The organism is Pseudooceanicola nitratireducens (assembly GCF_900109195.1).
Lineage (GTDB): Bacteria > Pseudomonadota > Alphaproteobacteria > Rhodobacterales > Rhodobacteraceae > Pseudooceanicola > Pseudooceanicola nitratireducens.
In genome coordinates this window covers 709,801-735,872 of record NZ_FNZG01000002.1, presented here as the reverse complement: position 1 = coordinate 735,872, position 26,072 = coordinate 709,801, and the positions used below count along the sequence as shown (strand labels likewise).

25 protein-coding genes are annotated in these 26,072 nt (G+C 64.0%); 12 read left to right on the top strand and 13 right to left on the bottom strand.

Annotation, left to right across the window (positions count from 1 at the left end):
* Window positions 1-120: 120 nt before the first annotated feature.
* The 10 genes from BMX99_RS09500 to BMX99_RS09455 form a co-directional block, all read right to left on the bottom strand.
* Entirely contained in the window at window positions 121-900 is a 780-nt protein-coding gene (locus tag BMX99_RS09500) for a succinate dehydrogenase iron-sulfur subunit (RefSeq protein WP_093450542.1), read from the bottom strand.
* Between the two features lie 14 nt (window positions 901-914).
* Window positions 915-1,757 carry a class I SAM-dependent methyltransferase gene (locus BMX99_RS09495; RefSeq protein ID WP_093450539.1) on the bottom strand — a complete coding sequence of 281 codons (843 nt, stop codon included), beginning with the start codon at window positions 1,755-1,757 and terminating at the stop codon, window positions 915-917.
* Window positions 1,758-1,871: 114 nt separating this feature from the next.
* The gene (gene sdhA, locus BMX99_RS09490; RefSeq protein ID WP_093450536.1) at window positions 1,872-3,680 is read right to left on the bottom strand and encodes a succinate dehydrogenase flavoprotein subunit; all 1,809 of its coding nucleotides are present in this window, start codon (window positions 3,678-3,680) and stop codon (window positions 1,872-1,874) included.
* A 21-nt stretch (window positions 3,681-3,701) separates the two neighbouring features.
* A complete protein-coding gene (gene sdhD / locus BMX99_RS09485) occupies window positions 3,702-4,073 on the bottom strand; it encodes a succinate dehydrogenase, hydrophobic membrane anchor protein (RefSeq protein WP_093450533.1) in 372 nt (123 codons plus the stop codon).
* 11 nt (window positions 4,074-4,084) lie between these two features.
* Window positions 4,085-4,474, bottom strand: a complete 390-nt coding sequence (gene sdhC, locus BMX99_RS09480; RefSeq protein WP_093450530.1) for a succinate dehydrogenase, cytochrome b556 subunit — start codon at window positions 4,472-4,474, stop codon at window positions 4,085-4,087.
* Window positions 4,475-4,674: 200 nt separating this feature from the next.
* Window positions 4,675-5,346, bottom strand: coding sequence for a VPLPA-CTERM sorting domain-containing protein (locus BMX99_RS09475; RefSeq protein ID WP_093450526.1), 672 nt, complete (start codon window positions 5,344-5,346; stop codon window positions 4,675-4,677).
* Window positions 5,347-5,718: 372 nt separating this feature from the next.
* Window positions 5,719-6,750 (bottom strand): MaoC family dehydratase, encoded by a 1,032-nt coding sequence (locus BMX99_RS09470; RefSeq protein ID WP_093450523.1) that lies wholly within the window; start codon window positions 6,748-6,750, stop codon window positions 5,719-5,721.
* 4 nt (window positions 6,751-6,754) lie between these two features.
* Window positions 6,755-6,958 carry a DUF1737 domain-containing protein gene (locus tag BMX99_RS09465; RefSeq protein ID WP_093450520.1) on the bottom strand — a complete coding sequence of 68 codons (204 nt, stop codon included), beginning with the start codon at window positions 6,956-6,958 and terminating at the stop codon, window positions 6,755-6,757.
* 9 nt (window positions 6,959-6,967) lie between these two features.
* On the bottom strand, window positions 6,968-7,513 hold the full coding sequence (locus tag BMX99_RS09460; protein WP_093450517.1) for an NnrU family protein: 546 nt from the start codon (window positions 7,511-7,513) through the stop codon (window positions 6,968-6,970).
* A 42-nt stretch (window positions 7,514-7,555) separates the two neighbouring features.
* Window positions 7,556-8,410, bottom strand: coding sequence for an HpcH/HpaI aldolase/citrate lyase family protein (locus tag BMX99_RS09455; RefSeq protein WP_093450514.1), 855 nt, complete (start codon window positions 8,408-8,410; stop codon window positions 7,556-7,558).
* Window positions 8,411-8,670: 260 nt separating this feature from the next.
* Here BMX99_RS09455 and BMX99_RS09450 point away from each other — a divergent pair, with 260 nt between their 5' ends.
* From BMX99_RS09450 to lpdA, 11 genes are all read left to right on the top strand, one after another.
* Window positions 8,671-9,018 carry a hypothetical protein gene (locus BMX99_RS09450; protein ID WP_244525511.1) on the top strand — a complete coding sequence of 116 codons (348 nt, stop codon included), beginning with the start codon at window positions 8,671-8,673 and terminating at the stop codon, window positions 9,016-9,018.
* A gap of 231 nt (window positions 9,019-9,249) precedes the next feature.
* On the top strand, window positions 9,250-10,212 hold the full coding sequence (mdh, locus tag BMX99_RS09445) for a malate dehydrogenase (RefSeq protein ID WP_093450511.1): 963 nt from the start codon (window positions 9,250-9,252) through the stop codon (window positions 10,210-10,212).
* 79 nt (window positions 10,213-10,291) lie between these two features.
* On the top strand, window positions 10,292-11,665 hold the full coding sequence (locus BMX99_RS09440) for a tetratricopeptide repeat-containing sulfotransferase family protein (RefSeq protein WP_093450508.1): 1,374 nt from the start codon (window positions 10,292-10,294) through the stop codon (window positions 11,663-11,665).
* Between the two features lie 303 nt (window positions 11,666-11,968).
* Entirely contained in the window at window positions 11,969-13,162 is a 1,194-nt protein-coding gene (gene sucC / locus BMX99_RS09435) for an ADP-forming succinate--CoA ligase subunit beta (protein ID WP_093450505.1), read from the top strand.
* A 4-nt stretch (window positions 13,163-13,166) separates the two neighbouring features.
* Window positions 13,167-14,051 (top strand): succinate--CoA ligase subunit alpha, encoded by an 885-nt coding sequence (sucD, locus tag BMX99_RS09430; RefSeq protein WP_093450503.1) that lies wholly within the window; start codon window positions 13,167-13,169, stop codon window positions 14,049-14,051.
* A gap of 184 nt (window positions 14,052-14,235) precedes the next feature.
* A complete protein-coding gene (locus tag BMX99_RS09425) occupies window positions 14,236-14,733 on the top strand; it encodes a DUF805 domain-containing protein (protein WP_093450500.1) in 498 nt (165 codons plus the stop codon).
* Window positions 14,730-17,699 carry a 2-oxoglutarate dehydrogenase E1 component gene (locus BMX99_RS09420; protein WP_093450498.1) on the top strand — a complete coding sequence of 990 codons (2,970 nt, stop codon included), beginning with the start codon at window positions 14,730-14,732 and terminating at the stop codon, window positions 17,697-17,699. Before BMX99_RS09425 ends, BMX99_RS09420 begins: the two co-directional genes overlap by 4 nt.
* Before the next feature lie 75 nt (window positions 17,700-17,774).
* Complete coding sequence (odhB, locus tag BMX99_RS09415) at window positions 17,775-19,298, top strand: 2-oxoglutarate dehydrogenase complex dihydrolipoyllysine-residue succinyltransferase (RefSeq protein WP_093450494.1); 1,524 nt, start codon at window positions 17,775-17,777, stop codon at window positions 19,296-19,298.
* 58 nt (window positions 19,299-19,356) lie between these two features.
* Window positions 19,357-19,881, top strand: a complete 525-nt coding sequence (locus BMX99_RS09410; protein ID WP_093450492.1) for a hypothetical protein — start codon at window positions 19,357-19,359, stop codon at window positions 19,879-19,881.
* Entirely contained in the window at window positions 19,878-20,288 is a 411-nt protein-coding gene (locus BMX99_RS09405; RefSeq protein ID WP_093450490.1) for an MAPEG family protein, read from the top strand. Before BMX99_RS09410 ends, BMX99_RS09405 begins: the two co-directional genes overlap by 4 nt.
* 132 nt (window positions 20,289-20,420) lie before the next feature.
* The gene (gene lpdA / locus BMX99_RS09400) at window positions 20,421-21,809 is read left to right on the top strand and encodes a dihydrolipoyl dehydrogenase (protein WP_093450487.1); all 1,389 of its coding nucleotides are present in this window, start codon (window positions 20,421-20,423) and stop codon (window positions 21,807-21,809) included.
* A gap of 280 nt (window positions 21,810-22,089) precedes the next feature.
* On the opposite strand, the gene BMX99_RS09395 is transcribed toward lpdA, so the two are convergent.
* From BMX99_RS09395 to BMX99_RS09385, 3 genes are read right to left on the bottom strand one after another with little or no spacing between them, the layout of a single operon-like run.
* Window positions 22,090-22,812, bottom strand: coding sequence for a lysophospholipid acyltransferase family protein (locus tag BMX99_RS09395; protein WP_093450484.1), 723 nt, complete (start codon window positions 22,810-22,812; stop codon window positions 22,090-22,092).
* Window positions 22,809-23,702, bottom strand: coding sequence for a cell division protein FtsX (locus tag BMX99_RS09390; RefSeq protein WP_093451299.1), 894 nt, complete (start codon window positions 23,700-23,702; stop codon window positions 22,809-22,811). The genes BMX99_RS09395 and BMX99_RS09390 overlap by 4 nt, the downstream gene beginning before the upstream one ends.
* A gap of 5 nt (window positions 23,703-23,707) precedes the next feature.
* Complete coding sequence (locus BMX99_RS09385; protein WP_093450481.1) at window positions 23,708-24,385, bottom strand: cell division ATP-binding protein FtsE; 678 nt, start codon at window positions 24,383-24,385, stop codon at window positions 23,708-23,710.
* A 145-nt stretch (window positions 24,386-24,530) separates the two neighbouring features.
* Between BMX99_RS09385 and BMX99_RS19660 the strand changes: the two genes are divergently transcribed.
* Window positions 24,531-25,727: a zinc-ribbon domain-containing protein gene (locus BMX99_RS19660; protein ID WP_175480270.1), complete on the top strand. Its 1,197-nt coding sequence runs from the start codon at window positions 24,531-24,533 to the stop codon at window positions 25,725-25,727.
* The last annotated feature ends 345 nt before the right edge of the window (window positions 25,728-26,072 follow it).

The window sequence follows — 26,072 nt, the reverse complement described above, 5'->3', positions numbered from 1 at the left end:
GCGGGGGCGGGGATGAGTAGAATGGAACGCGGGGGCCCCCGGCCCCCGCACAATTGGATCCCGCCACATAGAAAAAGGGCCCCCGAAAGGGCCCTTCCAAAAACACGCCGTTCCAACCGATCAGACGGTGCGCTCGACCATCATCTGCTTGATGTGCGAAATCGCCGCCGCCGGGTTCAGACCCTTGGGGCAGGTCTTGGCGCAGTTCATGATCGTGTGGCAGCGGTACAGCTTAAAGGGATCCTCCAGCTCGTCCAGACGCTCACCGGTCGCTTCATCGCGGCTGTCGATGATCCAGCGATAGGCATGCAGCAGCGCGGCAGGCCCAAGATACCGATCGCCGTTCCACCAGTAGGACGGGCACGAGGTCGAGCAGGACGCACACATGACGCATTCATACAGACCATCCAGCTTCTTGCGGTCCTCGATGGATTGCTTCCACTCTTTCGCGGGGCGGTTGGTCTTGGTTTCCAGCCAGGGCATGATCGAGGCATGCTGCGCATAGAAATGCGTCAGATCGGGGATCAGGTCCTTGACCACCGGCATGTGCGGCAGCGGATAGATCCGCACGTCGCCCTTCACCTCGTCCAGGCCATAGATACAGGCCAGGGTGTTGATCCCGTCGATGTTCATCGCGCAGGAGCCGCAGATCCCTTCCCGGCAGGACCGGCGGAAGGTCAGCGTCGGATCGATCTCGTTCTTGATCTTGATCAACGCGTCCAGGATCATCGGACCGCATTTGTCCATATCCAGGAAATAGGTGTCCACCCGCGGGTTTTCCCCGTCATCGGGGTTCCAGCGATAGATCTTGAACTTGCGCACGTTGGTTGCGCCATCGGGCTTGGGCCAGGTCTTGCCGGTCCGGATGCGAGAGTTCTTGGGAAGCGTGAATTGTACCATGGTCAGGACTCCGTCTAGGCAGCAGCGGCGGCAGGACCGCCCGTGGCCCGCAACGCCGCGATCGCGGCGTGGCTGCTTTGAATTTGGAACATGTCGAAGTAGGTGGCAGGACCGAACGCGGCGATATCCGTGTCCAGGAACTCGGCGACGACGGCGTCGTAGCACCCCGCCAGCGTGGTGTTCTCCGCATCGAGATTGCGAAGAATGACCAGCCCCGTCGGATAGGCGTCCAGCACGTCGATCTGCAGGTCCGGCCGGTGTTTCAGCAGGATTGCCAGGGTCTTCCAGACATCCCCGGTCCATTGCCGGGTCTTCTTGGGATCCCAGTCACGCGCCGTCATGGCAGCGGTGAAGGGCAGGCAATCATGCAGGATCGCGATGGCCCCGGGGGCCGACCGCTTTTCAAAGTTCATGAAATCGCGCAGCAGGAATTCGAACCGGTGCATCCCGTCCAGGAACCCCAGTTCGGGACGGATGCCCAGGCCTTCCAGGAAGCCCAGGTCGAAGAACCCGTCGCTGGTGATCTGGAAGAAATGCCCCTCGGGCCGGTCCTTCATCGAGAAGTTAGTCAGGATCAGCTGGGGATCCACGGCGATGAACTTGCCCGGACAGACCTCAAGCGACCCGCCGCGGTTGGTGCCGATCTCGAAATACCACTCGGGCGTGACGAAATCATGCAGCGCCGCCAGCACGTCGTAATAATGCGGGCCGTCCACAGTCGGGAAACCGGGTTCAGGGGTCTCTCCGCGCGGGTCCTTCAGGACCCGGGCCTTGGCCCCGGCGCGATGGCCGATCGGCAGCAGTTTGCCCTGCCGGTTCTCGCGCTTGCGGCGCTGCAGCGTCTCAACGAAGAACACGCGCGCCTCCTGCGTTGCGGATATCAAGGATCCGCGCGGGGACCCTGCCCCCATGCAGCATCAGGGCGGCAAGGCCACCCGGACGCGCATGGTTCTGGGGCAGGGCCCGACGCATCAGAACGTCCGTGCCTTGGGCGCGATGCGCTTCAGCTCGATCCCGCCTTCGGCTTCGGTCGACAGCGGGTCGGTGATCACCGGGCGGTAGCTCAGCTCGACCTTGTTGTCTTCCACGCGGGAAATCGTGTGCACGCGCCAGTTCTCGTCGTCGCGCTCGGCGTAATCCTCGTGGGCATGCGCCCCGCGGGATTCGTGACGTGCCTCTGCACCGACGATGGTCGCCAGGGCGTTCGGCATCAGGTTCGTCAGCTCCAGCGTTTCCATCAGATCCGAGTTCCACACCAGCGACCGATCGGTGACCTTGAGGTCGGTGATCTTCGCGGCAATCGCGGTCATCTTCTCGACGCCTTCGGCCAGCGTCTTCGATTCACGGAAGACGGCGGCGTCCGACTGCATGGTGCGCTGCATTTCCAGGCGCAGATCCGCGGTCGGGATGGCCCCCTTGGCGTTGCGATAGAAATCAAAGCGATCAAACGCCTTGTCGACGGATGCCTTGTTGGTCGCGGGGATCGCCGCTTCGCGGTCGACGACCTGACCGGCGCGGATCGCGGCGGCACGGCCAAAGACCACAAGGTCGATAAGCGAATTCGACCCCAGACGGTTCGCCCCATGCACCGAGGCACAGCCCGCTTCGCCCACGGCCATCAGGCCCGGAACCACCTGGTTCGGGTTTTCGGCGGTCGGGTTCAGCACCTCGCCCCAATAGTTCGTCGGGATACCGCCCATGTTGTAATGCACGGTCGGCAGAACCGGGATCGGTTCCTTGGTCACATCGACACCGGCAAAGATCTTGGCCGATTCCGAGATGCCGGGCAGACGTTCCGCCAGCGCTTCGGCCGGCAGGTGCGACAAGTTCAGGTGAATGTGATCACCATGTTCACCCACACCGCGGCCTTCGCGGATCTCCATGGTCATGGAGCGAGAGACGTAGTCACGCGGGGCCAGGTCCTTGTACTGGGGCGCATAACGCTCCATGAACCGTTCGCCTTCGGAGTTGGTCAGGTAACCACCCTCGCCGCGCGCGCCTTCGGTGATCAGACAGCCCGAACCGTAGATACCAGTCGGGTGGAACTGAACGAATTCCATGTCCTGCAGGGGCAGCCCGGCCCGCGCGACCATGCCGCCACCGTCGCCGGTGCAGGTATGGGCCGAGGTGGCCGAGAAGTACGCACGCCCGTATCCACCGGTGGCCAGAACGACCATCTTGGCGTTGAAGACATGCATCGTGCCATCGTCCAGCTTCCAGCAGACGACACCGGTGCAGACACCGTCGTCCGACATGATCAGGTCGATGGCGAAATATTCAATGTAGAACTCGGCGTTGTTCTTCAGCGACTGACCATACAGCGTGTGCAGGATCGCGTGGCCGGTCCGGTCGGCGGCGGCACAGGTCCGCTGCACGGCGGGGCCTTCGCCGAATTCGGTGGTGTGACCGCCGAAGGGACGCTGGTAGATCTTGCCCTCTTCGGTACGCGAGAAGGGCACGCCGTAATGCTCAAGCTCATACACGGCCTTGGGGGCTTCGCGGGCGAGGTATTCCATCGCATCCGTGTCACCCAGCCAGTCCGAGCCCTTGACGGTGTCGTACATGTGCCACTGCCAGTGGTCCGGGCCCATGTTCGAAAGCGACGCGGCGATCCCGCCCTGGGCGGCAACGGTGTGCGAACGGGTCGGGAAGACCTTCGACACACAGGCCGTGCGCAGGCCCTGTTCGGCCATGCCAAGCGTGGCGCGCAGACCGGCACCGCCGGCACCAACGACCACGACGTCATAATCATGCGTCTCGTATTCGTAAGTTGCTGTCATCAGCTTATTCCTTCCCGACCGTCACAGGGCGAGTTTCAACAGGGCAAACAGCCCGACGGCCATCAGCGTGTAGGTCGCTGCGCTGACCGCGATCAGTGTCAGTTTCTGGGCGATGCCGTGGATGTAATCCTCGACCGCCTCGTCGATTTCCATCTTGAAGTGGTTCAGGCCAACGACCAGGCCCAGCCCCATCACCAGCGCCACGAAGGGGCGCGAGAAGAATGCCAGGACCTCTTCATAGCTGCCGCCCAGGCCGCTGCCGAAGGTGAAGATGAAGAAGGGCGCAAGAACCACCAGGCAGATCGAGGACACGATCATCTTCCAGTGGTGGTGGGTGCCTTCGCTGCCGGCACCATTGCCTACGGCACGTTTGCGGTCGGTCAGAAATTGCATCGTTGCGCTCCTTATACCACGATGGCCGTGATCAGCATCAGCACGGTCGCGCCGATGAACATGCCCTTGCCCAGGGTCTCGGACGTCTCGACGTCCAGGCAATAGCCGAAGTCCCAGATGACATGCCGCAGACGGCCCAGCACATGATACCAGATCGCCCAGGAGGCCAGCAGCATCAGCAGGTCCCCGATCCAGCTGGTCAGCAGCCAGTTCACCCAGGTGAAGGCGGCTTCGGACGACGCCGCGGCCAGCAGCCAGCAGACGATCAGGAACACGACGCCGAACGACGCGATTCCGGTGATCCGCACCATGATCGACGACATCGAAGTCATCTGGGGCCGGTAGTACGGACCAAGCATGAAAGGCGAAAGCGGGCGATTGCCCCGGTTCACGTCAGCCATGACATTCCTCTCGTTTGATTTCGCCCAAGTCCTAACGTTTTTTTCCAACTTGTCATCAGGTCAACAGCGCGCATGCGCAGAAAATTGCGAGAAATTGGTCGGATTTTATGCATTGTGATCACGAAATTTGCGCCCGTGATCACAGGCACAAATATAAGTGTTTTTGTCGGAAATAGCGGCGCGTTTCGCGCCGAAAAGCCCTAGCCGCGGGCCTTGCGGCGCCGCATCAGGGCCAATGCGCCAACGCCGATCAGCCCGAAACCGAAGCTGGCGGGCAGCGGCACGGCACCCACGGGCGCATCCGCGATCAGGACGTTGTCCAGCCAGTAGGTCCGGCGGCTCGCCTCGCTCGTGCCGTCGAAACGGACGCTCGTGATCACGCTGTCCGAAGAGAAGCCGACAAAGCCGCCCTGCGTGCCGTTCAGGTCCGGAACCACGTAGGTGTGGTTGCCGGTTGCTGTGACCAGGGTGATGCGCAGCCGTTCGATGTTCTGCCCGGTCGTGGTCTTCGGCCCCGAACCGATATAGTCGAAGCCGAAGAAATAGGTGTCAACGGCCAGCGACCAGTCCTGGAACGACTCCAGCGTCGAAGACGCCGTCTGCCCCACGGGAACGGACCCGTTCACGTTGCCCTTGAACTGACCGTTAGAGACGGTGAAGTCATTCCCGACCGAGGTGATGACGATCTGCGGCGTCAGCGCAAGATAATCGGTTGCGGCAACATCCGTCGAGAAGTCGAAGGAATAGACCGTCGGGCTTCCGGCGATGGTCGTCTCGAACGTCGGGCGATCAAGTTCGTACACGACGGCGGATTGCGCGACACCGGCCAGGCCAAGCAGCAGTGCGGCGCTAAGAGAAATTTGTTTCAGCAAGGAAATCACCCGCTTTGGTTGTTTCAATCAATTCCGAATGGCGGGCCGTACGGAGCCCCGGTTAACCAACCACTTCCACCTTCCCGGGACCGAGTACACCCCGTTTCAGCAGATGCCCCACCCTATTGGGCGGAAAGGTAAATCATTAAAACACAGACCACCTTAAAGGCGGATTAAAGCGCGGGCATTCCACCGGCCCGACGCCCGGACCGATGCACGAATGCAACCAATGCCTGTTCACAGAAGCAACCGGTGCGCGAATGCGCAAGTCCGGCGTTGTGACAATCGTGACGCTGCTGCGCGCCATATCTGTCAAAAAGAAAACGCCCCGATCCTGAGACCGGGGCGCACAAATTTCGCGAAATGCCGGGATCAGATCGGCATCAAGGCCCAGTAATCCAGATCCAGAAGCACCTGCGGCAGGTATTTGCCATCCTCGCCCTTCAGCTCTCCGACCGAGGCATCGCTGACCGCAACCAGCCGCAGCCGGATCGCGCCAACGCCCGGCGCTGCGGTTTCCGCCTTGTCCAGAACCTCGGACCAGGCCTTGATCGTCAGACCGCTGAAACAGGGGTTCGCATGTGCGCCCCCGTTCAGCCCGACGATCATCTGCGCATTGGCAAGGCCATTGAACGACAGCGCCCGCGCCATGGAAATCACGTGCCCGCCATAGATCAGCCGCTGGCCATCGGGGCGGAAGGTGGCGTCGAAATGCACCTTGGCGGTGTTCTGCCAGAGGCGCGTCGCCATCATGTGCTCGGCCTCTTCGACGGTCACACCATCGACGTGGCCGATCACCTCTCCCACCTCGTAGTCGCCAAAGCGATGCGGCTCACCCGCCAGGGTGAAATCGTAATTGGTGAAATCCAGCCCCTCGGGGATCACCAGATCTTTGGGGTCGATGACCTTCGACAGCTCGGGCACCACGACCTCGGGGGCCGGCGCATCGACGTCGCGTTTGCGCACCATGACCCAACGGACATATTCCATGACGACCTCGTCGCGCTGGTTCATGCCGCGGGTGCGCACATAGACCACCCCGGTCTTGCCGTTGGAATTCTGCTTCAGCCCGATCACCTCGGACGAGGACCGCAGCGTGTCGCCCGCATAGACCGGCTTCAGCCAGCGCCCTTCGGCATAGCCCAGGTTGGCCACCGCGTTCAGCGACACATCCGGCACGGTCTTGCCAAAGACCACGTGGAAGGCCGCCAGATCGTCGATCGGTGCCGCCGGCAATCCGCAGCCCTTCGCAAATTCATCCGAGGAATAAAGCGCATGCCGCATCGGATACAGCGCGTGGTACAGCGCCCTTTCCCCGCCCGACACGGTTCGCGGCACGGCATGGTCGATCACCTGACCGACCTTGTAATCCTCGAAGAAACGGCCCGGATTGGTCTTGGTCATCGGCTTACAAGGCTCCCAGTTTGATCTCGGGGGAATAGTCGCCCTCGGCGTCCTTCACGACCGCCTGGCCACAGCGCATCACGCCGGTGGTGGCGTCATGGGCATAGGTCGGGTCGCCGTACAGCTCCCATCCCTTGGACAGGGCTTCGGTGACCTTGTGGCAGAAGGCCGAGGTGTCGTCGGCAGTCAGAAAACGATAGGCTTTCATGTCAGATCCTTATCCAAATGTCGGATAGCCAAGCCAGGTGTGGATCATGCCGATCACGCCCAGCAGAATAACAGAGGCGACAAGGAACATCGCGTCCTTGCCGATGGAGCCCTTGGCGGGCGGCGTCCAGGCGGGTTCGGCCCGGTTGATCACGACCATCTCGGCCAGCGCCCAGGCCCCGAGACCGCCGAACAGCAGGAAGGACGGCGTATCGCCATTCACCAGCAGATGCGCCACGGTCCACAGGAAAAACCCGGTCAGCATCGGGTGCCGCATCCGGTAGAACAGCGCGCCCTTCTTCGGCCCCGGAGAGGTGAAGTAAAGCGCCGCGATCATCAACAGGTTGTTGATCCCCACGGTGGCGGGATGCCGCCCCCAGAAGACCATGCCCTCGGCCGCGCGATAGCCCAGCACCATCAGCACGATCGACACGACCAGCGCCAGCGCGACCGCCCCGCGCCCGCCATTGCCCATGCGGGCCCGGGCCTCGGGGGCGAGACGTTTGAAGAAATGGGCCGCGGCCCAGAGAAGGACACCAAGAGCTAGAAGGAGCATGACTCACCTGTGGCTATGTAAATTGCCTTCACATTGCCTGCTTCAGCCCAGCTTCGCAATCGCCTCGGCTTTGGCCAGTGTCTTTTTCGCAGTCTCGACGTGCAGGTTCTCGACGATCTTGCCGTCAACCACCGCAACCCCCTGCCCCGTGCGCTCGATTTCCTCGTGCGCTTCGATCTGGCGCTTGGCCAGGTCGATCTCGGCTTCGGTCGGGGCAAAGGCGGTGTTGGCCCCGGCAACCTGCGCAGGGTGAATCAGCGTCTTTCCGTCGAACCCAAGGTCACGGCCCTGTTCGCATTCCGCGGCCAGGCCTTCTTCGTTCAGGTACTGGTTATAGACGCCGTCGACGCAGATCACGTCATGCGCGCGGGCCGCCAGCAGCATCTGCTGCAGCGCGAACATCATCGGCAGCCGGTCGTCGCGCGAGCGGCAGTTCAGCTCTTTCGCCAGGTCGTTCGTGCCGGCGACAAAGCCCTCCAGCCGCGGATGGGCGGCGATTTCCAGCGCGTTCAGCACGCCAAGGGGCGTTTCGATCATCGCCCAGATCGCCGTCTGGCCACCCAGAAGTTCGTCCAGCGCCTCGATATCCTTGGCGGAATTCACCTTGGGCAGCAGGAAGGCATCGGCCCCTGCGTCTTTCAGCACGGCCACGTCATCGCGGCCCCAATCGGTGTCCAGCCCGTTGATCCGAATGATCTTTGCCCGCTCACCATAGCCGCCTTCGGCCAGCGCGGCCTTCAGCGTTTCGCGCGCCGCATCCTTGGCATCCGGCGTTACAGCGTCTTCGAGGTCAAAGATGATCGCATCGCAGGCCAACCCGCGCGCCTTGTCCAGCGCCCGCTCTTTCGAACCGGGGATATAAAGTACGGAACGATACGGGCGGAAAGTGCTGTCCATCGGGGCCTCCGGGGCTGAAAGTAACAATCTTGCGCATCAATGGCACTTTTTAAGGGAATAGTTCAATAGCATCTTCGCCGCGATGCAGAGAAAACGCCCGAATTGGCAGCGCACGGGCCCTGTTGCACGGCTTTCTCGGGGCAACGTCCGGGGCGTTAACCAGATGTTCTCTCTCCGGGCGCAGGATCAACGACGAGGAACAGACCAGTTGAGGACCCCTGCCGCCCCACCCGGGGCCGGCCACCAGAAAGGACTGCGCCATGCGTCTATTCATTCCCTCGGGCTTGCCCGCCCTGCTTCGGGGCCTTGTCCCCTGCCTGATCGTCACCCTGGGCCTGATCGCCGCCCTGCCCACGTCAGCACAGGCCCGCAACGCCTGCGCCCCGCGCGACATCGTGCTGAATCGCCTGGCCACGACATACGGCGAAACCCGCCAGTCGATCGGCCTTGGTGCCAACAACCAGATGGTCGAGGTCTTTGCATCGGCCGAAACCGGGTCCTGGACCATCACCGTCACCCGCCCCGGCGGCATCACCTGCCTGGTCGCCAGCGGCCAGGCGTTCGAGGTGCTGGCCGAAAGCCTGCCCAAGCCCGAAAAGGACGCCTGACAGATTCGACACGCAGCCCCCAACCCCGCCACGGGGCTGCATCGCAGCATTTCCGGCACCTTCCCGCATACGATCGCATACAGGATCAAAATGCTGAAATTTAAGGAAAACACGATGCATTTTCCGGCCAAGCCCCGGTCAATCCGGGGCCATCCCATGGCCTGACCCTTGCGCTGAGCACATAAAAACCCTACGCATCGCCAAAGTTTCATCGGACTGGAGATACATTCCATGGCACGACCCAAGATCGCCCTTATCGGCGCAGGTCAGATTGGCGGCACGCTCGCTCACCTCGCAGCTTTGAAAGAACTGGGCGACGTCGTTCTCTTCGACATCGCGGAAGGCACCCCCGAGGGCAAGGCCCTCGACATTGCCGAATCCGGCCCCTCCGAAGGCTTTGACGCCACGCTGAAAGGCACCCAGGATTACGCCGACATCGCCGGCGCAGACGTCTGCATCGTCACCGCCGGTGTGCCGCGTAAACCCGGCATGTCCCGCGACGACCTGCTGGGCATCAACCTGAAGGTCATGAAATCCGTCGGAGAAGGCATCAAGGCCAACGCACCCGACGCTTTCGTCATCTGCATCACCAACCCGCTCGACGCCATGGTCTGGGCGCTGCAGAAATTCTCGGGCCTGCCCGCGAACAAGGTCTGCGGCATGGCCGGCGTCCTGGATTCGGCACGCTTCCGCCACTTCCTGGCGACCGAATTCAACGTCTCCATGAAAGACGTCACCGCCTTCGTTCTGGGCGGCCACGGCGACACCATGGTGCCCTCGACCCGTTACTCCACCGTCGCCGGCATCCCGCTGCCCGACCTGGTGAAAATGGGCTGGACCACGCAGGAGAAACTGGATGCCATCATCCAGCGGACCCGTGACGGCGGTGCGGAAATCGTTGGCCTGCTGAAGACCGGTTCGGCCTTCTACGCACCCGCGACCAGCGCCATCGAAATGGCCGAAGCCTACCTGAAAGACCAGAAGCGCGTCCTGCCCTGCGCCGCCTATTGTGATGGCGAACTGGGCGTGAAGGACATGTACGTCGGCGTGCCGACCGTGATCGGTGCCGGCGGCATCGAGAAGATCGTCAACATCCAGCTCAACAAGGAAGAGCAAGAGATGTTCGACAAGTCGGTCGACGCGGTCAAAGGCCTGGTCGAGGCTTGCAAGGGCATCGACGGCTCCCTGGCCTGATCGGCCTGCCGGTCCGACCCTCGTGTCTGACGCATCGAAACATCAAACGGCCCGGTTGTCCCCCGACGACCGGGCCGCTTTGCTTTCTAGGGCTGCCCAGGCCTTCCAGTCCGACCGGCTGGGCGAGGCCGAAGCGATCTATACCCGCATCCTGAAAAGCACCCCGACCAACGTGAAGGCCCTGGTCGGTGCCGCGCTCTGCGCCTCGACCCTGCGCCGCGATGCCGCCCGGGCGCTGTCGCTGCTGGACCGCGCGCTGCAGGTCTCGCCCCGCGATGCCCATGTTCACCAGTCCCGCGCCGCGACGCTCAACATGCTGGGCGATTTCGACGGGGCCGTTCAGGCGGCGCGCAGGGCGATCGACCTGAACCCCGCCGCCGCCCATGCCTATGTGAACCTCACCGATTCGATGCGGGTTGCGCCGGGCGATCCGCTCTTCGCCCATGGCGAAGCAGCGCTGAAAGGCGCGATGAGCGACCCGGACAGGTCCGTTCTGCACTTCGCCCTCGGCAAGGCCTGGCAGGACTGCGGCGACCATGACCGCGCATTTGCCCATTTTTGTGCCGGCAACGACCTCAAACCCGCGTTCACCGGCCTGGAAACCTTTGCCGCCGTGGCCGACCGACAAAAGGCGCTGTTCACCGCCGAGACCTGCACGCGCCTGACCGGCGCCGCCCGCACCACCCCGCGCCCGATCTTCATTGTCGGCATGCCGCGCTCTGGCACCACCCTGCTGGAACGGATGCTGGCCGCCCACCCCGAGGTCTCAACCGCCGGCGAACGGCCCGAGGTCAACCACCTCTCCTCCCGCTTCTTCGACCAGGCGCAGCGCCCCGGCATGCCCCCCGACGCGGCGATCCGGCAGGCCATGACCCGCGACGCCCTGGCCGATATTGCCCGGGCCTATGTCACCCAGGTCACGCCCTGCGCCGACGCCCCCGCCCCGCAGATCATCGACAAGATGCCCACCAATTTCTGGAACATCGGGCTGATCGCCGCCTGCTTTGCCGACGCGCCGATCCTGCACATGCGCCGCCATCCGCTGGACACCGGGTTGTCGAACTACATCGCCAACTTCCGCACCGGGCTGGATTATTCCAACCGGCTGGACACGCTTGGCGGCTACTTCCGGATCTATGACGAGTTGATGCAGCATTGGACAGCGGTCCTCCCGACCCGGATCCTGGACGTCGATTACGAAAAGCTGGTCCAGGATCCACAGGGGCAGATGCGCCGGATCCTGACCTTCTGTCAGCTTGGCTGGCACGACGGCTGCGTGCATCCCGAGAAGACAACAGGCGTCATCGCCACAGCCAGCCGGTTCCAGGCGCGCCAGAAAATCACCACCGGGTCGGTGCACAAGTGGCAGCGCTACGCCGCCCATCTGTCCCCCCTGATCGACGCCCTGGGCGGAGAAGACTGGATCGCCAGTTACGAGGCCCGGCGCGCTTGATTTCCGCCCGTCCCGGGGCAAGACTGACACCCAGGCATGGCCCGACGGATGCAGCCCGCGAATCCCCCGGTGCCACGGAACGACCGGCAAAGCGCCCCAAACCGCATGGAAACGCGTGATTCAGCGTGAATCGGTGCGGCATTACCCCTCGGCACCCTGCATGTGATCACAGCTGCAATTCGTGTGATCACAAACCCTGCATTTTCTGCGAATTCCTGCCGGTGGAACCAGAAAAAGATTCATCCATCCTCCACACTGTGCCACTACCGTGCCCAATCGTATCCAACACGAGGGACGGAGTTCATGAATATTCATGAGTATCAGGCGAAGGCGATCCTTCGCGACTATGGCTGCCCGGTATCGGACGGTCGCCCGGTCACCAAGGCCGAAGAGGCCAAGACCGCAGCCGGCGAACTTGACGGCCCGCTCTGGGTGGTCAAGGCGCAGATCCACGCAGGTGGTCGCGGCAAAGGCAAATTCAAGGAAGCCGACGCTGGCGAAAAGGGCGGTGTCCGCCTGGCCAAGTCGGTTGAAGAAGCCGCCGAAGAAGCCAAGAAGATGCTGGGCCGCACGCTGGTGACCCATCAGACCGGCCCCGAGGGCAAACAGGTCAACCGCATCTACATCGAAGCCGGGTCCGACATCTCGCGCGAACTCTACCTCGCGCTGCTGGTCGATCGTCAGACTTCGGCCGTGTCCATCGTCTGCTCGACCGAGGGCGGCATGGACATCGAGGAAGTCGCCGCTTCGACGCCCGAGAAGATCCTGTCCTTCTCGATCGAACCCGCGACCGGCTATCAGCCGTTCCACGGCCGCAAGGTCGCCTTCGCGCTTGGCCTGGAAGGCGCAGCCGTGAAGCAGATGGTTCAGCTGCTGGGCAACCTCTACCGTGCCTTCACCGAGAAGGACATGGAACAGCTGGAAATCAACCCGCTGATCGTCATGCCCGATGGCAACCTCAAGGTTCTGGACGCCAAGGTCGGCTTTGACGGCAACGCGATCTACCGCCACGCCGATGTCGCCGCCCTGCGGGATGAGACGGAAGAGGACCCCAAGGAACTCGCCGCCTCCAAGTACGACCTGAACTACATCGCGCTGGACGGTGAGATCGGCTGCATGGTGAACGGCGCGGGCCTGGCCATGGCGACGATGGACATCATCAAGCTCTACGGTGCCGAACCGGCGAACTTCCTCGACGTGGGTGGCGGTGCCACCAAGGAGAAAGTGACCGAAGCCTTCAAGATCATCACGTCCGACAAGAACGTGAAGGGCATCCTGGTCAACATCTTCGGCGGCATCATGCGCTGCGACGTCATCGCCGAGGGCGTGATCGCCGCGGTGAAAGAGGTCGGCCTGAAGGTTCCGCTGGTCGTCCGTCTCGAAGGCACGAACGTCGAGAAGGGCAAGGAAATCATCGCAACTTCCGGCCTGAACGTGATCGCCGCTGACAACCTCAGCGACGGTGCCGAGAAAATCGTGAAAGCAGTGAAGGGCTAATCCAATGGCAGTTCTTGTTGACGAAAACACCAAGGTCATCTGTCAGGGCTTCACCGGCTCGCAGGGCACCTTCCACTCTGAACAGGCGATCGCCTACGGCACCAAGATGGTCGGCGGCGTGACCCCCGGCAAGGGCGGCACCACGCACCTTGACCTGCCGGTCTTCAACTCGGTCCACGAAGCGGTCGACGTCACCGGTGCAAACGCATCCGTGATCTACGTTCCGCCGCCGTTCGCGGCCGATTCGATCCTGGAAGCCATCGACGCAGAGATCCCGCTGATCGTCTGCATCACCGAAGGCATCCCGGTTCTGGACATGATGAAGGTGAAGGCGGCGCTGCAGCGTTCCTCTTCGCGCCTGATCGGTCCGAACTGCCCCGGTGTCATCACCCCCGGCGCCTGCAAGATCGGCATCATGCCCGGCCACATCCACAAGCGTGGGTCCGTCGGCGTCGTGTCCCGTTCGGGCACCCTGACCTATGAAGCCGTGAAGCAGACCACCGACGCGGGCCTTGGCCAGTCCTCGGCCGTCGGCATCGGCGGCGACCCGATCAAGGGCACCGAGCACCTGGAAGTGCTGGAAATGTTCCTCAAGGACGACGAAACCGAGTCGATCATCATGATCGGTGAGATCGGTGGCTCGGCCGAGGAAGAAGCCGCACAATTCCTGGCGGACGAGAAGAAGAAGGGCCGCTGGAAGCCGACCGCTGGCTTCATCGCCGGCCGCACGGCCCCTCCGGGCCGCCGCATGGGCCACGCAGGCGCAATCGTCGCCGGCGGCAAGGGTGGCGCGGAAGACAAGATCGAGGCGATGAAATCCGCCGGGATCGTGGTCGCCGACAGCCCCGCCGGCCTGGGCGAGGCTGTTCTGAAAGCCATCAAGGGCTAAGTCCCCTTAACAAAGACCGACCCGGGCGATCCCCGCCCGGGTCCGCACCCGAAGGATTGGCCATGGGCCACGCAACGACAGACGCGGCGCAGACACGATCGACGGCAGCCCTTTCCGGGTGCCCCGGTTTCCGCTGCCCTGTTTTCCCCGCACATCCGGCACCCTTCGCCGTTCGGGGGCGCGCATGACCTTCCAGACCGCCATCCGCACCTGCCTGTCGAAATACGCCACCTTCTCGGGTCGGGCGTCGCGACCGGAATACTGGTACTTCGTCCTTTTCCTGTTCCTGGGCAGCCTCGTTCTGGGTGCCGTCGACGCGGTGATCTTCGGCGGGTCCGAAGGCGATGGCCCGCTGTCTTCTCTGTTCTCCATGGCCACGCTGATCCCGATGCTGGCCGCCGGCTGGCGGCGCATGCACGATACCGGACGCTCGGGGCTTTACCTGCTGTATCCGATCCTTGTCTGGGTCGGCATCGCATCCTTCATGGGGTTCGTCGGCGCGACCGGCCCCCTGCTGGCCGGGGATTTCGCCACCGCCTTTTCCGGCGTTGTTGGCATCATCCTCGCCCTCTCCATTCTCATCGCGGTCTTCTCTCCGCTGATCGTCATCTGGTGGCTTACCCGCCCCACGCAACCCGGCCCGAACACCTACGGCCCCAACCCCAATGAGGTCCACGCATGACCGAGCAAAGTCCGAACGACGTATTCCACGCCTCTTCCTTCATGCAGGGGCACAATGCGGAATACCTGGAACAGCTGCACGCCAGATGGGCCAATGACCCCGCCTCTGTGGACGAGGCCTGGGGCGAGTTTTTCCGTCAGCTGGGCGACAGCGAGATGGACGCCAAGAAAGAAGCCGAGGGCCCGTCCTGGGCGCGCGCCGACTGGCCGCCGCAGCCCAATGACGACCTGACCGCCGCGCTGGACGGCCAGTGGCCCGCCCCGGTCGAAATGAAAGCCGCCGGCGACAAGATCAAAGCAAAGGCCGCTGAAAAGGGCGTGTCGGTTAGCGACGAGGCCATCAAGCAGGCCGTGCTGGATTCTGTCCGTGCGCTGATGCTGATCCGGGCCTACCGGATCCGTGGCCACCTGGCCGCCGACCTCGATCCGCTTGGCATGCGCGACGGGTCCAACCACCCCGAGCTTGACCCCCGCTCCTACGGTTTTGCCGAGGCCGACATGGACCGCCCGATCTTCCTGGATCAGGTCCTGGGTCTGCAGATCGGCACCATGCGCCAGATCGTCGACATCGTGAAGCGCACCTATTGCGGCACCTTCGCGCTGCAATACATGCATATCTCGAACCCCGAGGAAGCCGGCTGGCTGAAGGAACGGATCGAGGGTTACGGCAAGGAAATCACCTTCACCCGCGAAGGCCGCAAGGCGATCCTGAACAAGCTGGTCGAGGCCGAGGGCTTCGAGAAGTTCCTGCACGTCAAATACATGGGCACCAAGCGGTTCGGCCTGGACGGCGGCGAAGCCCTGATTCCCGCGATGGAACAGATCATCAAGCGCGGCGGCAGCCTGGGCGTGAAGGACATCGTCGTCGGCATGCCGCACCGTGGCCGCCTGTCGGTTCTGGCCAACGTGATGGGCAAACCCTATCGCGCGATCTTCAACGAATTCCAGGGCGGCAGCTTCAAGCCCGAGGATGTCGATGGCTCGGGCGACGTGAAATACCACCTCGGTGCGTCTTCCGACCGTGAATTCGACGGCAACGAAGTGCACTTGTCGCTGACCGCCAACCCCAGCCACCTCGAAGCCGTGAACCCGGTGGTGCTGGGCAAGGTCCGCGCCAAGCAGGACCAGCTGAACGACGCGGACCGCACCGCTGTTCTGCCGATCCTTCTGCACGGTGACGCAGCCTTTGCCGGTCAGGGCGTCGTGGCGGAATGCTTCGGCCTGTCGGGCCTGCGCGGTCACCGCACCGGCGGCACGATCCACATCGTGGTGAACAACCAGATCGGCTTCACCACCGCGCCGCATTTCTCGCGCTCGTCCCCCTATCCCACGGACATCGCCCTGATGGTCGAGGCGCCGATCTTCCACGTCAACGGCGACGACCCCGAGGCCGTGGTCCACGCCGCCAAGGTTGCCACGGAATTCCGTCAGAAGTTCCACAAGGACGTCGTGATCGACATCTTCTGCTATCGCCGCTTCGGTCACAACGAAGGCGATGAGCCGATGTTCACCAACCCGATCATGTACAAGACGATCAAGGGCCATAAGACGACCCTGTCGCTGTACACCGATCGCCTGGTCAAGGACGGGCTGATCCCCGAGGGCGAGATCGAGGACATGAAGGCCGCCTTCCAGGCGCACCTGAATGACGAATTCGAAGCCGGCAAGGACTACAAGCCTAACAAGGCCGACTGGCTGGACGGCAAATGGTCCGGGCTCGACCGCGAAAAGGATGAATACCAGCGCGGCGAAACCGCCATCGCGCCTGAGACCATGCAGCAGATCGGCGATGCGTTGACCCGCCTGCCCGAAGGTTTCCCGACCCACAAGACGGTCGAACGCCTGATGGACTCGAAGAAGAAGATGTTCGAATCCGGCACCGGCTTCGACTGGGCCACGGGTGAGGCGCTGGCCTTCGGTTCCCTGCTGACCGAAGGCTATCCGGTTCGCCTTGCAGGTCAGGATTCGACCCGCGGCACCTTCTCTCAGCGGCATTCGGGCATCGTCGATCAGAACACCGAAGAACGCTACTATCCGCTGAACAACATCCGCGAAGGCCAAAGCCGCTATGAAGTCATCGACTCCATGCTGTCGGAATACGCGGTGCTGGGCTTCGAATACGGCTATTCGCTGGCCGAACCGAACGCGCTGACCCTGTGGGAAGCCCAGTTCGGCGACTTCGCCAACGGTGCGCAGATCATGTTCGACCAGTTCATCAGCTCGGGTGAATCCAAGTGGCTGCGGATGTCCGGCCTCGTCTGCCTGCTGCCGCATGGCTACGAAGGCCAGGGCCCGGAACACTCCTCGGCCCGTCTGGAACGCTTCCTGCAGATGTGCGGTCAGGACAACTGGATCGTGGCGAACTGCACCACGCCGGCGAACTACTTCCACATCCTGCGCCGTCAGCTGCACCGGTCCTTCCGGAAGCCGCTGGTGATGATGACGCCGAAATCCCTGCTGCGCCACAAGCTGGCCGTGTCGGATGCCGACGAATTCACCACCGGGTCGTCCTTCCACCGCGTGCTGTGGGACGATGCGGACCGCCAGTACGGCAAGGGCCGGTCCACCGCGCAGCTGGTTGACGACAGCAAGATCAAGCGCGTCGTGATGTGCTCCGGCAAGGTCTATTACGACCTGCTCGAGGCACGGGACGAGGCCGGGTTGAACGACGTCTACATCCTGCGTCTCGAACAGTTCTATCCCTTCCCCGCGATCTCGCTGGTCAAGGAACTGGAACGCTTCAAGGGCGCGGAAATGATCTGGTGCCAGGAAGAACCCAAGAACCAGGGGGCCTGGACCTTTGTCGAGCCCAACATCGAATGGGTTCTGACCCGCATCGGCGCCAAGCATGAACGCCCCGTCTATGCCGGCCGCGTCGCCACCGCCTCGCCCGCGACGGGTCTGGCCGCCCAGCACAAGGCCCAGCAGGCCGCGCTGGTCGCCGACGCGCTCGGGCTCGACAGCTAAAGCCTTATGGCGGGCTCCCCTCCTGGGCCCGCCTCTCCAAACGGACAACCGATTAGATCTGAAGGAAAGCCACCGATGACCACCGAAATCCGCGTGCCCACCCTGGGCGAAAGCGTCACCGAGGCCACCGTCGCCACCTGGTTCAAGAAGCCCGGCGACACCGTCGCCGTGGACGAAATGCTCTGCGAACTGGAAACCGACAAAGTCACGGTCGAAGTCCCCTCGCCCGCCGCAGGTGTCCTGTCGGACATCGTCGCCGCCGAAGGCGAAACCGTGGGCGTCGACGCGCTGCTGGGCAATATCTCGGAATCCGGCAACGCCGGCCCCGAGGAAACCAAGCCCCGCGCCGCCGAAACCAAGGCGACCGAAGCGGACGACGCCGCCGGTGGTGAAACCATCGCCGTCATGGTCCCCACCCTGGGTGAATCCGTGACCGAGGCGACCGTCGCCACCTGGCTGAAGAAGGAAGGCGACACCGTCGAGGCCGACGAGATGCTGTGCGAGCTGGAAACCGACAAGGTTTCGGTCGAAGTGCCCGCCCCCGCCGCCGGTGTCCTGGGCAAGATCCTGGCCGCCGAAGGCGAAACCGTCGCCGCCGGTGCCCAGCTGGCCGAAATGACCTCCGGCTCCGGCGCAGCCGCGCCCAAGGTCCAGACCGAAGGCTCCAAGGGCGAGGCCTACCAGACCCCCGCCGCCGGTCAGGGCAGCCGTTCGGACGTCGAAGACGCGCCCTCTGCCAAGAAGGCCATGGCCGAGGCCGGCCTGTCCCGTGACCAGGTCACCGGCACCGGCCGCGACGGCCGCATCATGAAGGACGACGTGGCCAAGGCCCTTTCCGCAGCGCCCAAGGCGGCCGCCCCGGCCGCAGCCCCCCGCGCCCCCGTGCCGGCCGATGACGCCGCGCGCGAGGAACGGGTGAAGATGACCCGCCTGCGCCAGACCATCGCCCGCCGCCTGAAGGACGCGCAGAACACCGCGGCCATGCTGACGACCTACAACGAGGTCGACATGACCGAGGTCATGGCCCTGCGGAACCAGTACAAGGACGCCTTTGAAAAGAAACACGGCGTCCGCCTGGGCTTCATGTCCTTCTTCACCAAGGCCTGTGTCCACGCCCTGAAAGAAGTCCCCGACGTCAACGCCGAAATCGACGGCACCGACGTGGTCTACAAGAACTTCGTCCACATGGGCATCGCTGCAGGCACGCCGCAGGGCCTGGTGGTTCCGGTCATCCGCGACGTCGACCAGATGTCCTTTGCCGACATCGAAAAGGCGATTTCCGAAAAGGGCAAACGCGCCCGTGACGGCAAACTGTCCATGGCGGAAATGCAGGGCGGCACCTTCACCATCTCGAACGGTGGTGTCTATGGCTCGCTGATGTCCTCGCCGATCCTGAACCCCCCGCAGTCCGGCATCCTTGGCATGCACAAGATCCAGGACCGTCCGATGGCCATCAACGGCAAGGTGGAAATCCGCCCGATGATGTACCTGGCGCTGTCCTACGATCACCGCATCGTCGACGGCAAAGGCGCCGTGACCTTCCTGGTCCGCGTGAAAGAAGCGCTGGAAGATCCCCGCCGCCTGCTGATGGATCTCTGATCCGACATCCTGCCCGGACCGTCCGCGGTCCGGGCACCCTCCCGCCCGAGGCCCCCGCATGGCACCCAAAGCCACGAGAGAACAGGTCCGCCAAGACCTCGTCCGACTGCTCCGCGGCCTGGACCTCTACCGCGACTGGCGCATCGCCCGGTGGCAGGCCGTGCGTGGCCCGGATGCGACCTTCGATCCCGATGAATTCGTTGAACCCGGCGCAAAGACCCTTGCCCGGTTCGATGCCTATACCGGCCCGCACTACGCCCAGTTCCTGCGCGATATCCAGACCTGGTATTCCGTCACCGCCGGCGAACTGACCTGGATGCGCCGGTCCGGCGATGCCGACCTCTCCCAGGCGGTCGCCGCCTTCCTTTCCGACGTCCAGGCAAGAACCGACATCTCGTTCCTGGCCGAGGCCGGTCTGCTGAAGAAAACCGCCGACAAGGTGGTGAAACGCGGGAAGATCGCCAACGACGACGAATGGTACCTGCTCAGGGACCTGCTTGACGACACCACCCAGGGGACGGTCTCGCCCCAGGTCCTCTCGACCCTCTCCACCCTGGCCCAGCAATACGAGGTCCCGCGATGACACCCGAACTTACCGCCCTGACCCTCGCCGGTCTGCTGCAGGTCGGCCAGATAGCCCTGATGTCCGTGACCGCGAACCTTGAACTCCCCTCGGGCAAGACGCTCGGACCGCGCGATCCGCAGAAACTCGGCGGGCCGCTGATCGACCAGGTCAGCCCCCGCACCGGCCGGATCTTCCGCGCCATGAACAACCATTTCGAAGGGCTGATCCTCTTCACCCTTGCGGTGCTCGTCGTGACGCTCGGGGATCAATCCACCCCGCTGACCGCCACCTGCGCCTGGATCTATCTCGCCGCGCGCCTGGCCTATGTGCCCGCCTATGCCTTCGGCTGGGTGCCCTGGCGCAGCCTGATCTGGCTGACCGGCCTCGCGGCCACGACAACCATGTTGATCGCGGCGCTGATATGATCATCCTCTTGCCCGAAATATCCCGGGGTGAATTGGCCGGCACGGCCAAGAGGGGCAGCGCCCCTTCCCTCCCCTTCCCCGGACCAACCCGAACCGGTCCCCTGACGGACCGGCCAGACCAAGGAGAAACCAATGGCATCCTATGATGTGATCGTGATCGGCGCCGGCCCCGGCGGCTACGTGGCCGCCATCCGCTGCGCACAGCTGGGCCTCAAGACCGCCGTGGTCGAAGGCCGTGAAACCCTGGGCGGCACCTGCCTGAATGTGGGCTGCATCCCCTCCAAGGCGCTGCTGCATGCCACCCATCAGCTGCACGAGGCCGAGCATAACTTTGCCACAATGGGCCTGAAGGGCAAGGCCCCCTCGGTCGACTGGCCGACCATGCAGGACTACAAGCAGTCCGTCGTCGACAGCAACACCGGCGGCATCGAATTCCTGTTCAAGAAGAACAAGATCGACTGGCTGAAGGGCTGGGGCTCGATCCCCGAGGCCGGAAAGGTCAAGGTCGGGGACGAGGTCCACGAGGCCAAGAACATCATCGTCGCCAGCGGCTCCGAACCCTCCTCCCTGCCCGGCATCGAGATCGATGAAAAGATCGTCGTCTCCTCGACCGGCGCGCTGTCGCTGCCCAAGATCCCCAAGAAGATGATCGTCGTCGGTGCCGGCGTCATCGGCCTTGAAATGGGCTCGGTCTACGCCCGCCTGGGGACCGAGGTGACGGTTGTCGAATTCCTCGACCACATCACCCCCGGCATGGACAAGGAAGTTCAGCGCACGCTGCAGAAGCTGCTGAAAAAGCAGGGGATGGAGTTCATCCTGAACGCCGCCGTGCAATCGGTCGAGACCACCAAAACCAAGGCCAAGCTGACCTACAAGTCCCGCAAGGACGACAGCGAAACCCAGCTGGACGCGGATGTCGTGCTGATCGCCACGGGCCGCAAAGCCTATACCGACGGCCTCGGCCTGTCCGACCTCGGCGTCGAGATGACCGACCGCGGCCAGGTCAAGACCGACGGCCACTGGGCAACCAACGTCAAGGGTGTCTATGCCATCGGTGACGCCATCGTAGGCCCGATGCTGGCCCACAAGGCCGAGGATGAAGGCATGGCCGTGGCCGAGGTCATCGCCGGCAAGCATGGGCACGTGAACTACGATGTGATCCCCGGCGTGATCTACACCCACCCCGAGGTCGCATCCGTCGGCAAGACCGAAGAGCAGCTGAGGGACGAAGGCCGCGCCTACAAGGCCGGCAAGTTCTCCTTCATGGGCAACGCCCGCGCCAAGGCCATCTTTGCCGGCGACGGCTTCGTCAAGATCCTCGCCGACAAGGAAACCGACCGCATCTTGGGCGCGCATATCGTTGGCCCCGCCGCCGGCGACCTGATCCACGAGATCTGCGTGGCCATGGAATTCGGTGCCTCGGCCCAGGACCTGGCCCTGACCTGCCACGCCCACCCGACCTATTCCGAGGCGGTCCGCGAAGCCGCCCTCGCCTGTGGCGACGGCCCGATCCACATGTGATCCGCCACCGCCCCTGACCCAATTGAGCGCCGCCCCTCGGGGCGACGCAATCTTTTCTACTCGCCGTCATCCCCGCAGGCGGGGCTGACGCCTCGGATGCCTCCGGCGGGGATATTTTCAAAAACCAAAGAGAGCAGGTGTCATGCCTCTTTGGTTTTCACAAATATCCCTGGGGATAGCGGCAAAGCTTCAGCTTTGTCGCAAGGGGGCTGGCCCCCTTTAAATTGAATGGAATGCGCCGCAGGCGCGCTATTGGATTACGCCTTTGGAACTCGGGCGATTAGGTCAGCGGAAAGCCTGCGTCGCGCATCAGGGCATCGCTGGCGGTCTCGATCTCGCGTTCGAGGTCTTCCATGAAGGCATTGCGGTCCCGGCCCGGAGGGATCGGCGGCAGGAACTCCACCACGGCGAGGCCCGGTTTGCGCAGAAGGCCTTGGCGCGGCCAGAAGACGCCTACATTGGTCGCCGCCGGCACGCAGATCTGGCCTGTTTCCTCGTAGATCACCGCCGTGCCGACCTTGTAGGGCTTGTCCACCCCCGGCGCGACGCGCGTGCCTTGCGGATAGATGATCAGCTGACCCGCGGGCGCATCGCCTGCGGTCACGCCGCGCATCATCTGGCGGATCGCCTCGGCGCGTTTGCCGCGGTTCACCGGAACGCAGCCGATGCGCAGGGCGAACCAGCCCAGGATCGGCGCGTAGACGAGGCTCGCCTTCATGATGAACTTCGGGCGCGGCACTTCGCTGACGATCAGGATGATGTCGAAGAAGCTTTGATGTTTCGAGGCGATGATGACCTCTCCGGTCGGGATCTCACCGCGCACTTCGGACCGCAGCCCGACAAGCCAGCGCGCCGACCAGCGCACGTAGCGGCAATAGGTCCGCACCGCGTCATAGGCGGCGTCGCGGCGGAAGATGGCAAGCGGGGTGTAATAGACCGCCATGATCGCCATGGCCGCGTACATCTGGATGATGAACACCACGGACCGGATGTATTGGATCATGTCAGCGCCCCCAGCACCCGCAGCGACGCCCGGCGCGTCGCAAGATAGGCCACCGCCGCGCCGACCAACGGCACGACCAGCGGCAGGAACCATTCCGCCCCGGCAAATCCCAGCCCGGTGAGAAACCCGATCTCGGTCGCTGCCGACGGCAGGAAGAGGATCGCGATCGCGCCCACCCCCATGCCGACCAGCGCGCCCGCAAGGCTGCGCAGGGTAAAGCGGCGCACGAAGGCATTGGCGATATAGCGGTCCTCAGCCCCGACCAGGCGCAGCACGCCGATGACCTGGGCATTGGAGGCCAGCGCCGCATTGGCCGCCAGCGTGATGATCGCCGCCATGGCCCCGCTGATCAGCAGGATCGACATCACCGCCAGAAGCCGAAGCCGTTCCGCCGCCTGCACCAGGGGCCGCCGCCAGCGGGTGTGATCGTCCAGCACCGCACCAGGGGCCTCGGCCGAGAGGCGCAGACGCAGGCCCGCGCCGTCATAGCCTGCATCGGTCTCGATCACCTCGATCAGCTGCGGCACCGGCAGGGCCTCGACCGGGACGTTCTGACCGAACCAGGGGGCCAGCAGCGCCTGTTGTTCCTGCGCCGTCAGCGCCCGGGCCGAAGCGATGCCCTCGGTCGTCTCGAGCACCCGCAGCGCGGCCTGGGTCTGTGCCTGCATCTGATCCTCGGGGGCCGAAATCCGCACGGTCGAGGCGCGGGCCAGCTCATCGCTCCATTTGTCGGCCAGGCGGCCGGCTGCCAGCGACAGGGCCAGGGCAAAGACCGCCAGAAAGGCCATCACGGCTGAGGCAAATAGCGTCAGATGCGCCGTCTGCCCCGAGGGCGGCACCACCCGGTCGGCCGAGGCATCGCCGGACAGGAAATCGCGGATCTTGCGCAGCTGTTTCACAGGTCCGCCCCCGCCAGCTGAAGCCGCCGGTTGGAAATCCGCAGCACCCGTGCCTGCACCTGCTGTTTCGCCGCCCGGATCAGGCCTAGGTCATGGGTCGCGATCAGCACCGTCTTGCCCATGCGGTTCAGCTCGACCAGCAGGGTAAGCAGCCGCTGAGACATCTCCCAGTCGACGTTGCCCGTGGGTTCATCCGCCAGCACCACGTCGGGCGACAGGATCACCGCCCGGGCCAGCGCCGCCCGCTGACGTTCCCCGCCCGACAGCTGCGGCGGCAGGGCGTTGGCGCGCGGCTCCAGCCCGCACCAGGCCAGCAGGTCGCGCAGGTTCTCGGCCTCGCCCGCGACATCGAAGCCCGCGACCGTCAGCGGCAGCGCCACGTTTTCATAAAGCGGCAGGTGGTCCAGGAACTGGCAGTCCTGGTGCACAACGCCGATCCGGCGGCGGATCTGGGCCACGTCATCGCGCGACATGTCCCGCACGTCCCGGTCAAAGATCCGCACGAAACCGGATGTCGGCACCAGCGCGCCATAGCACAGTTTAAGAAAGGTCGTCTTGCCCGCGCCGGACGGGCCGGTCAGGAAATGGAACGACCCCGGGGCCAGCTTGAGCGACACGTCACTCAGCAATTCGCCCCCGCCGTAGCTATAGGCAAGATTTTCAAGCTCGATCACGCGCGCCCCCGTTCTGTCGCTCATATCTGCACCACGCGGGCCAAGGATTCAATTGCAAGGGCGCAGGGGAAGATTGCGTTTTTCCCCTAAGCAGATACAAGATAAGCCATCCTTTGGATCAAGCCGCGGAGCAGGCGGAGGACTGATGCGACTGACATGCCCGAATTGCGGCGCGGAATACGATGTGCCGGACGAGGTCATCCCAGCCTCTGGGCGTGACGTGCAATGTTCGAATTGCGGCGACACCTGGTATCAGTATCACCCCGATCAGCTGAACGAGGACGGAGACTATGATCCCGCCCTGGCCGCTGCATTGGATGAGGCCGAGGACGAAGACGCCTGGTCCGGTGACGACCACAGCGAGGACAGCGAACCCGAAGACTATGTCGATGAGCTGAGCGCCGCCGCAGAGGCAGGCGAGCTGGACCCGCTGGACGACATCGACGATTTCGACCCCGAAGATCCCGAGGACGACGCAGGCGACATCGCCGATGTCGGCACCGAGGACGGGATGGTCGATGTCGACGACGCCCCCATGACCGACCAGGGGACCAAAGCCCGCCCGCAGGACAGCCCGGCCGAGGCCTTCGCGCCGCTGCCGGATGATCCTGAAGCCCCCGCTGCGCCCACGCGGGCTGTGATGCCGGATGTGCAAAGCCTGGACGATATCGACTGGGACAGCGAAGACGACGATTATGAGGATGAGGACGACGAGGAAAGCGCCGGGCCGCCCCCGGGCCTTCAGCCGCGCCGTAAACCTCTGTCGGACGAGGTGAAATCGATCCTCCAGCAAGAGGCGCAGTACGAAGAACGCGCAAGGCAGAGCGATCCGCTGGAAAGCCAGCCCGAGCTGGGCCTGGACGTGCCCGCCGCCGTGCCGCCGCCCCCGCCGCGCCGAGAGGTGGCCGCCGAAAGCCGCCTGGCCCGCGTCCGCCAGGCCGAGCCCCCGGCCCCGCCTGTCCCGGCCAGCGCCACTCCGGGCCGCAGCGCCGACCCCGCCCAGGCCGCGCCCCGCCGCGACCTGCTGCCCGATATCGAAGAGATCAATTCCTCGCTGCGCCGTCGCGGGGAACCCGGCCGCAAGGTGGATCCCCGCAACAGCCGCCAGGCCGCCAAGGACCAGCGGCGCGGGTTCCGCAGCGGATTCATGTCGATCCTGATCCTGATGGTGGTGGCTGCGGTGATCTATCTGCAGGCCCCCAAGATCGGCCAGGCGATCCCTGCCCTGAACGGCGTGATGACGGCCTATACCGAAACCGTCGATCGCGGGCGGGTCTGGCTGGACGAAAAGGCCGAGATCCTGGCCGACAAGCTGGACGCCGCAACGGGCGACGGGCAGTAATCAAGGCCTATAGGTCAAGTCTCTTGGCAAGACGGGGTACGAGCCTTGGCTTGGGCCGTCGCATTCGGTTTGTCCCGCGACCCGAGGGCCAGCGACGGTGTCGCAGGGCTTCGCGGAGCATTGACCGGCACCGCGGGAATTTCCCCTGTCGTCCGCGGGTCAAGGGGGCCCAGATCTTAGGCCGGTGCATCGCGGGGCCAAGGACTGCAGAGCCGTCCTTTTGGGCCCGGCCTGATGCAGTTCGAAGGATCGGCTTGCAATGGACAAGGGGCCGTGGATCGAAGGCCGATAGATCGCTGCCGCCGGAGCGAGGACCGGAAAACCGGGACATGCGCAGCCCATAAA

Coding starts and splice junctions, on each gene's coding strand:
- BMX99_RS09395 (WP_093450484.1), bottom strand. CDS start 22,812: ATGATCCAATACATCCGGTCCGTGGTGTTCATCATCCAGATGTACGCG.
- sdhC (WP_093450530.1), bottom strand. CDS start 4,474: ATGGCTGACGTGAACCGGGGCAATCGCCCGCTTTCGCCTTTCATGCTT.
- BMX99_RS09420 (WP_093450498.1), top strand. CDS start 14,730: ATGACCGAGCAAAGTCCGAACGACGTATTCCACGCCTCTTCCTTCATG.
- BMX99_RS09465 (WP_093450520.1), bottom strand. CDS start 6,958: ATGAAAGCCTATCGTTTTCTGACTGCCGACGACACCTCGGCCTTCTGC.
- sdhA (WP_093450536.1), bottom strand. CDS start 3,680: ATGACAGCAACTTACGAATACGAGACGCATGATTATGACGTCGTGGTC.
- BMX99_RS09410 (WP_093450492.1), top strand. CDS start 19,357: ATGGCACCCAAAGCCACGAGAGAACAGGTCCGCCAAGACCTCGTCCGA.
- BMX99_RS09460 (WP_093450517.1), bottom strand. CDS start 7,513: ATGCTCCTTCTAGCTCTTGGTGTCCTTCTCTGGGCCGCGGCCCATTTC.
- BMX99_RS09425 (WP_093450500.1), top strand. CDS start 14,236: ATGACCTTCCAGACCGCCATCCGCACCTGCCTGTCGAAATACGCCACC.
- BMX99_RS09450 (WP_244525511.1), top strand. CDS start 8,671: ATGCGTCTATTCATTCCCTCGGGCTTGCCCGCCCTGCTTCGGGGCCTT.
- mdh (WP_093450511.1), top strand. CDS start 9,250: ATGGCACGACCCAAGATCGCCCTTATCGGCGCAGGTCAGATTGGCGGC.
- BMX99_RS09470 (WP_093450523.1), bottom strand. CDS start 6,750: ATGACCAAGACCAATCCGGGCCGTTTCTTCGAGGATTACAAGGTCGGT.
- sdhD (WP_093450533.1), bottom strand. CDS start 4,073: ATGCAATTTCTGACCGACCGCAAACGTGCCGTAGGCAATGGTGCCGGC.
- BMX99_RS09405 (WP_093450490.1), top strand. CDS start 19,878: ATGACACCCGAACTTACCGCCCTGACCCTCGCCGGTCTGCTGCAGGTC.
- sucD (WP_093450503.1), top strand. CDS start 13,167: ATGGCAGTTCTTGTTGACGAAAACACCAAGGTCATCTGTCAGGGCTTC.
- BMX99_RS19660 (WP_175480270.1), top strand. CDS start 24,531: ATGCGACTGACATGCCCGAATTGCGGCGCGGAATACGATGTGCCGGAC.
- BMX99_RS09455 (WP_093450514.1), bottom strand. CDS start 8,410: ATGGACAGCACTTTCCGCCCGTATCGTTCCGTACTTTATATCCCCGGT.
- odhB (WP_093450494.1), top strand. CDS start 17,775: ATGACCACCGAAATCCGCGTGCCCACCCTGGGCGAAAGCGTCACCGAG.
- BMX99_RS09500 (WP_093450542.1), bottom strand. CDS start 900: ATGGTACAATTCACGCTTCCCAAGAACTCTCGCATCCGGACCGGCAAG.
- lpdA (WP_093450487.1), top strand. CDS start 20,421: ATGGCATCCTATGATGTGATCGTGATCGGCGCCGGCCCCGGCGGCTAC.
- sucC (WP_093450505.1), top strand. CDS start 11,969: ATGAATATTCATGAGTATCAGGCGAAGGCGATCCTTCGCGACTATGGC.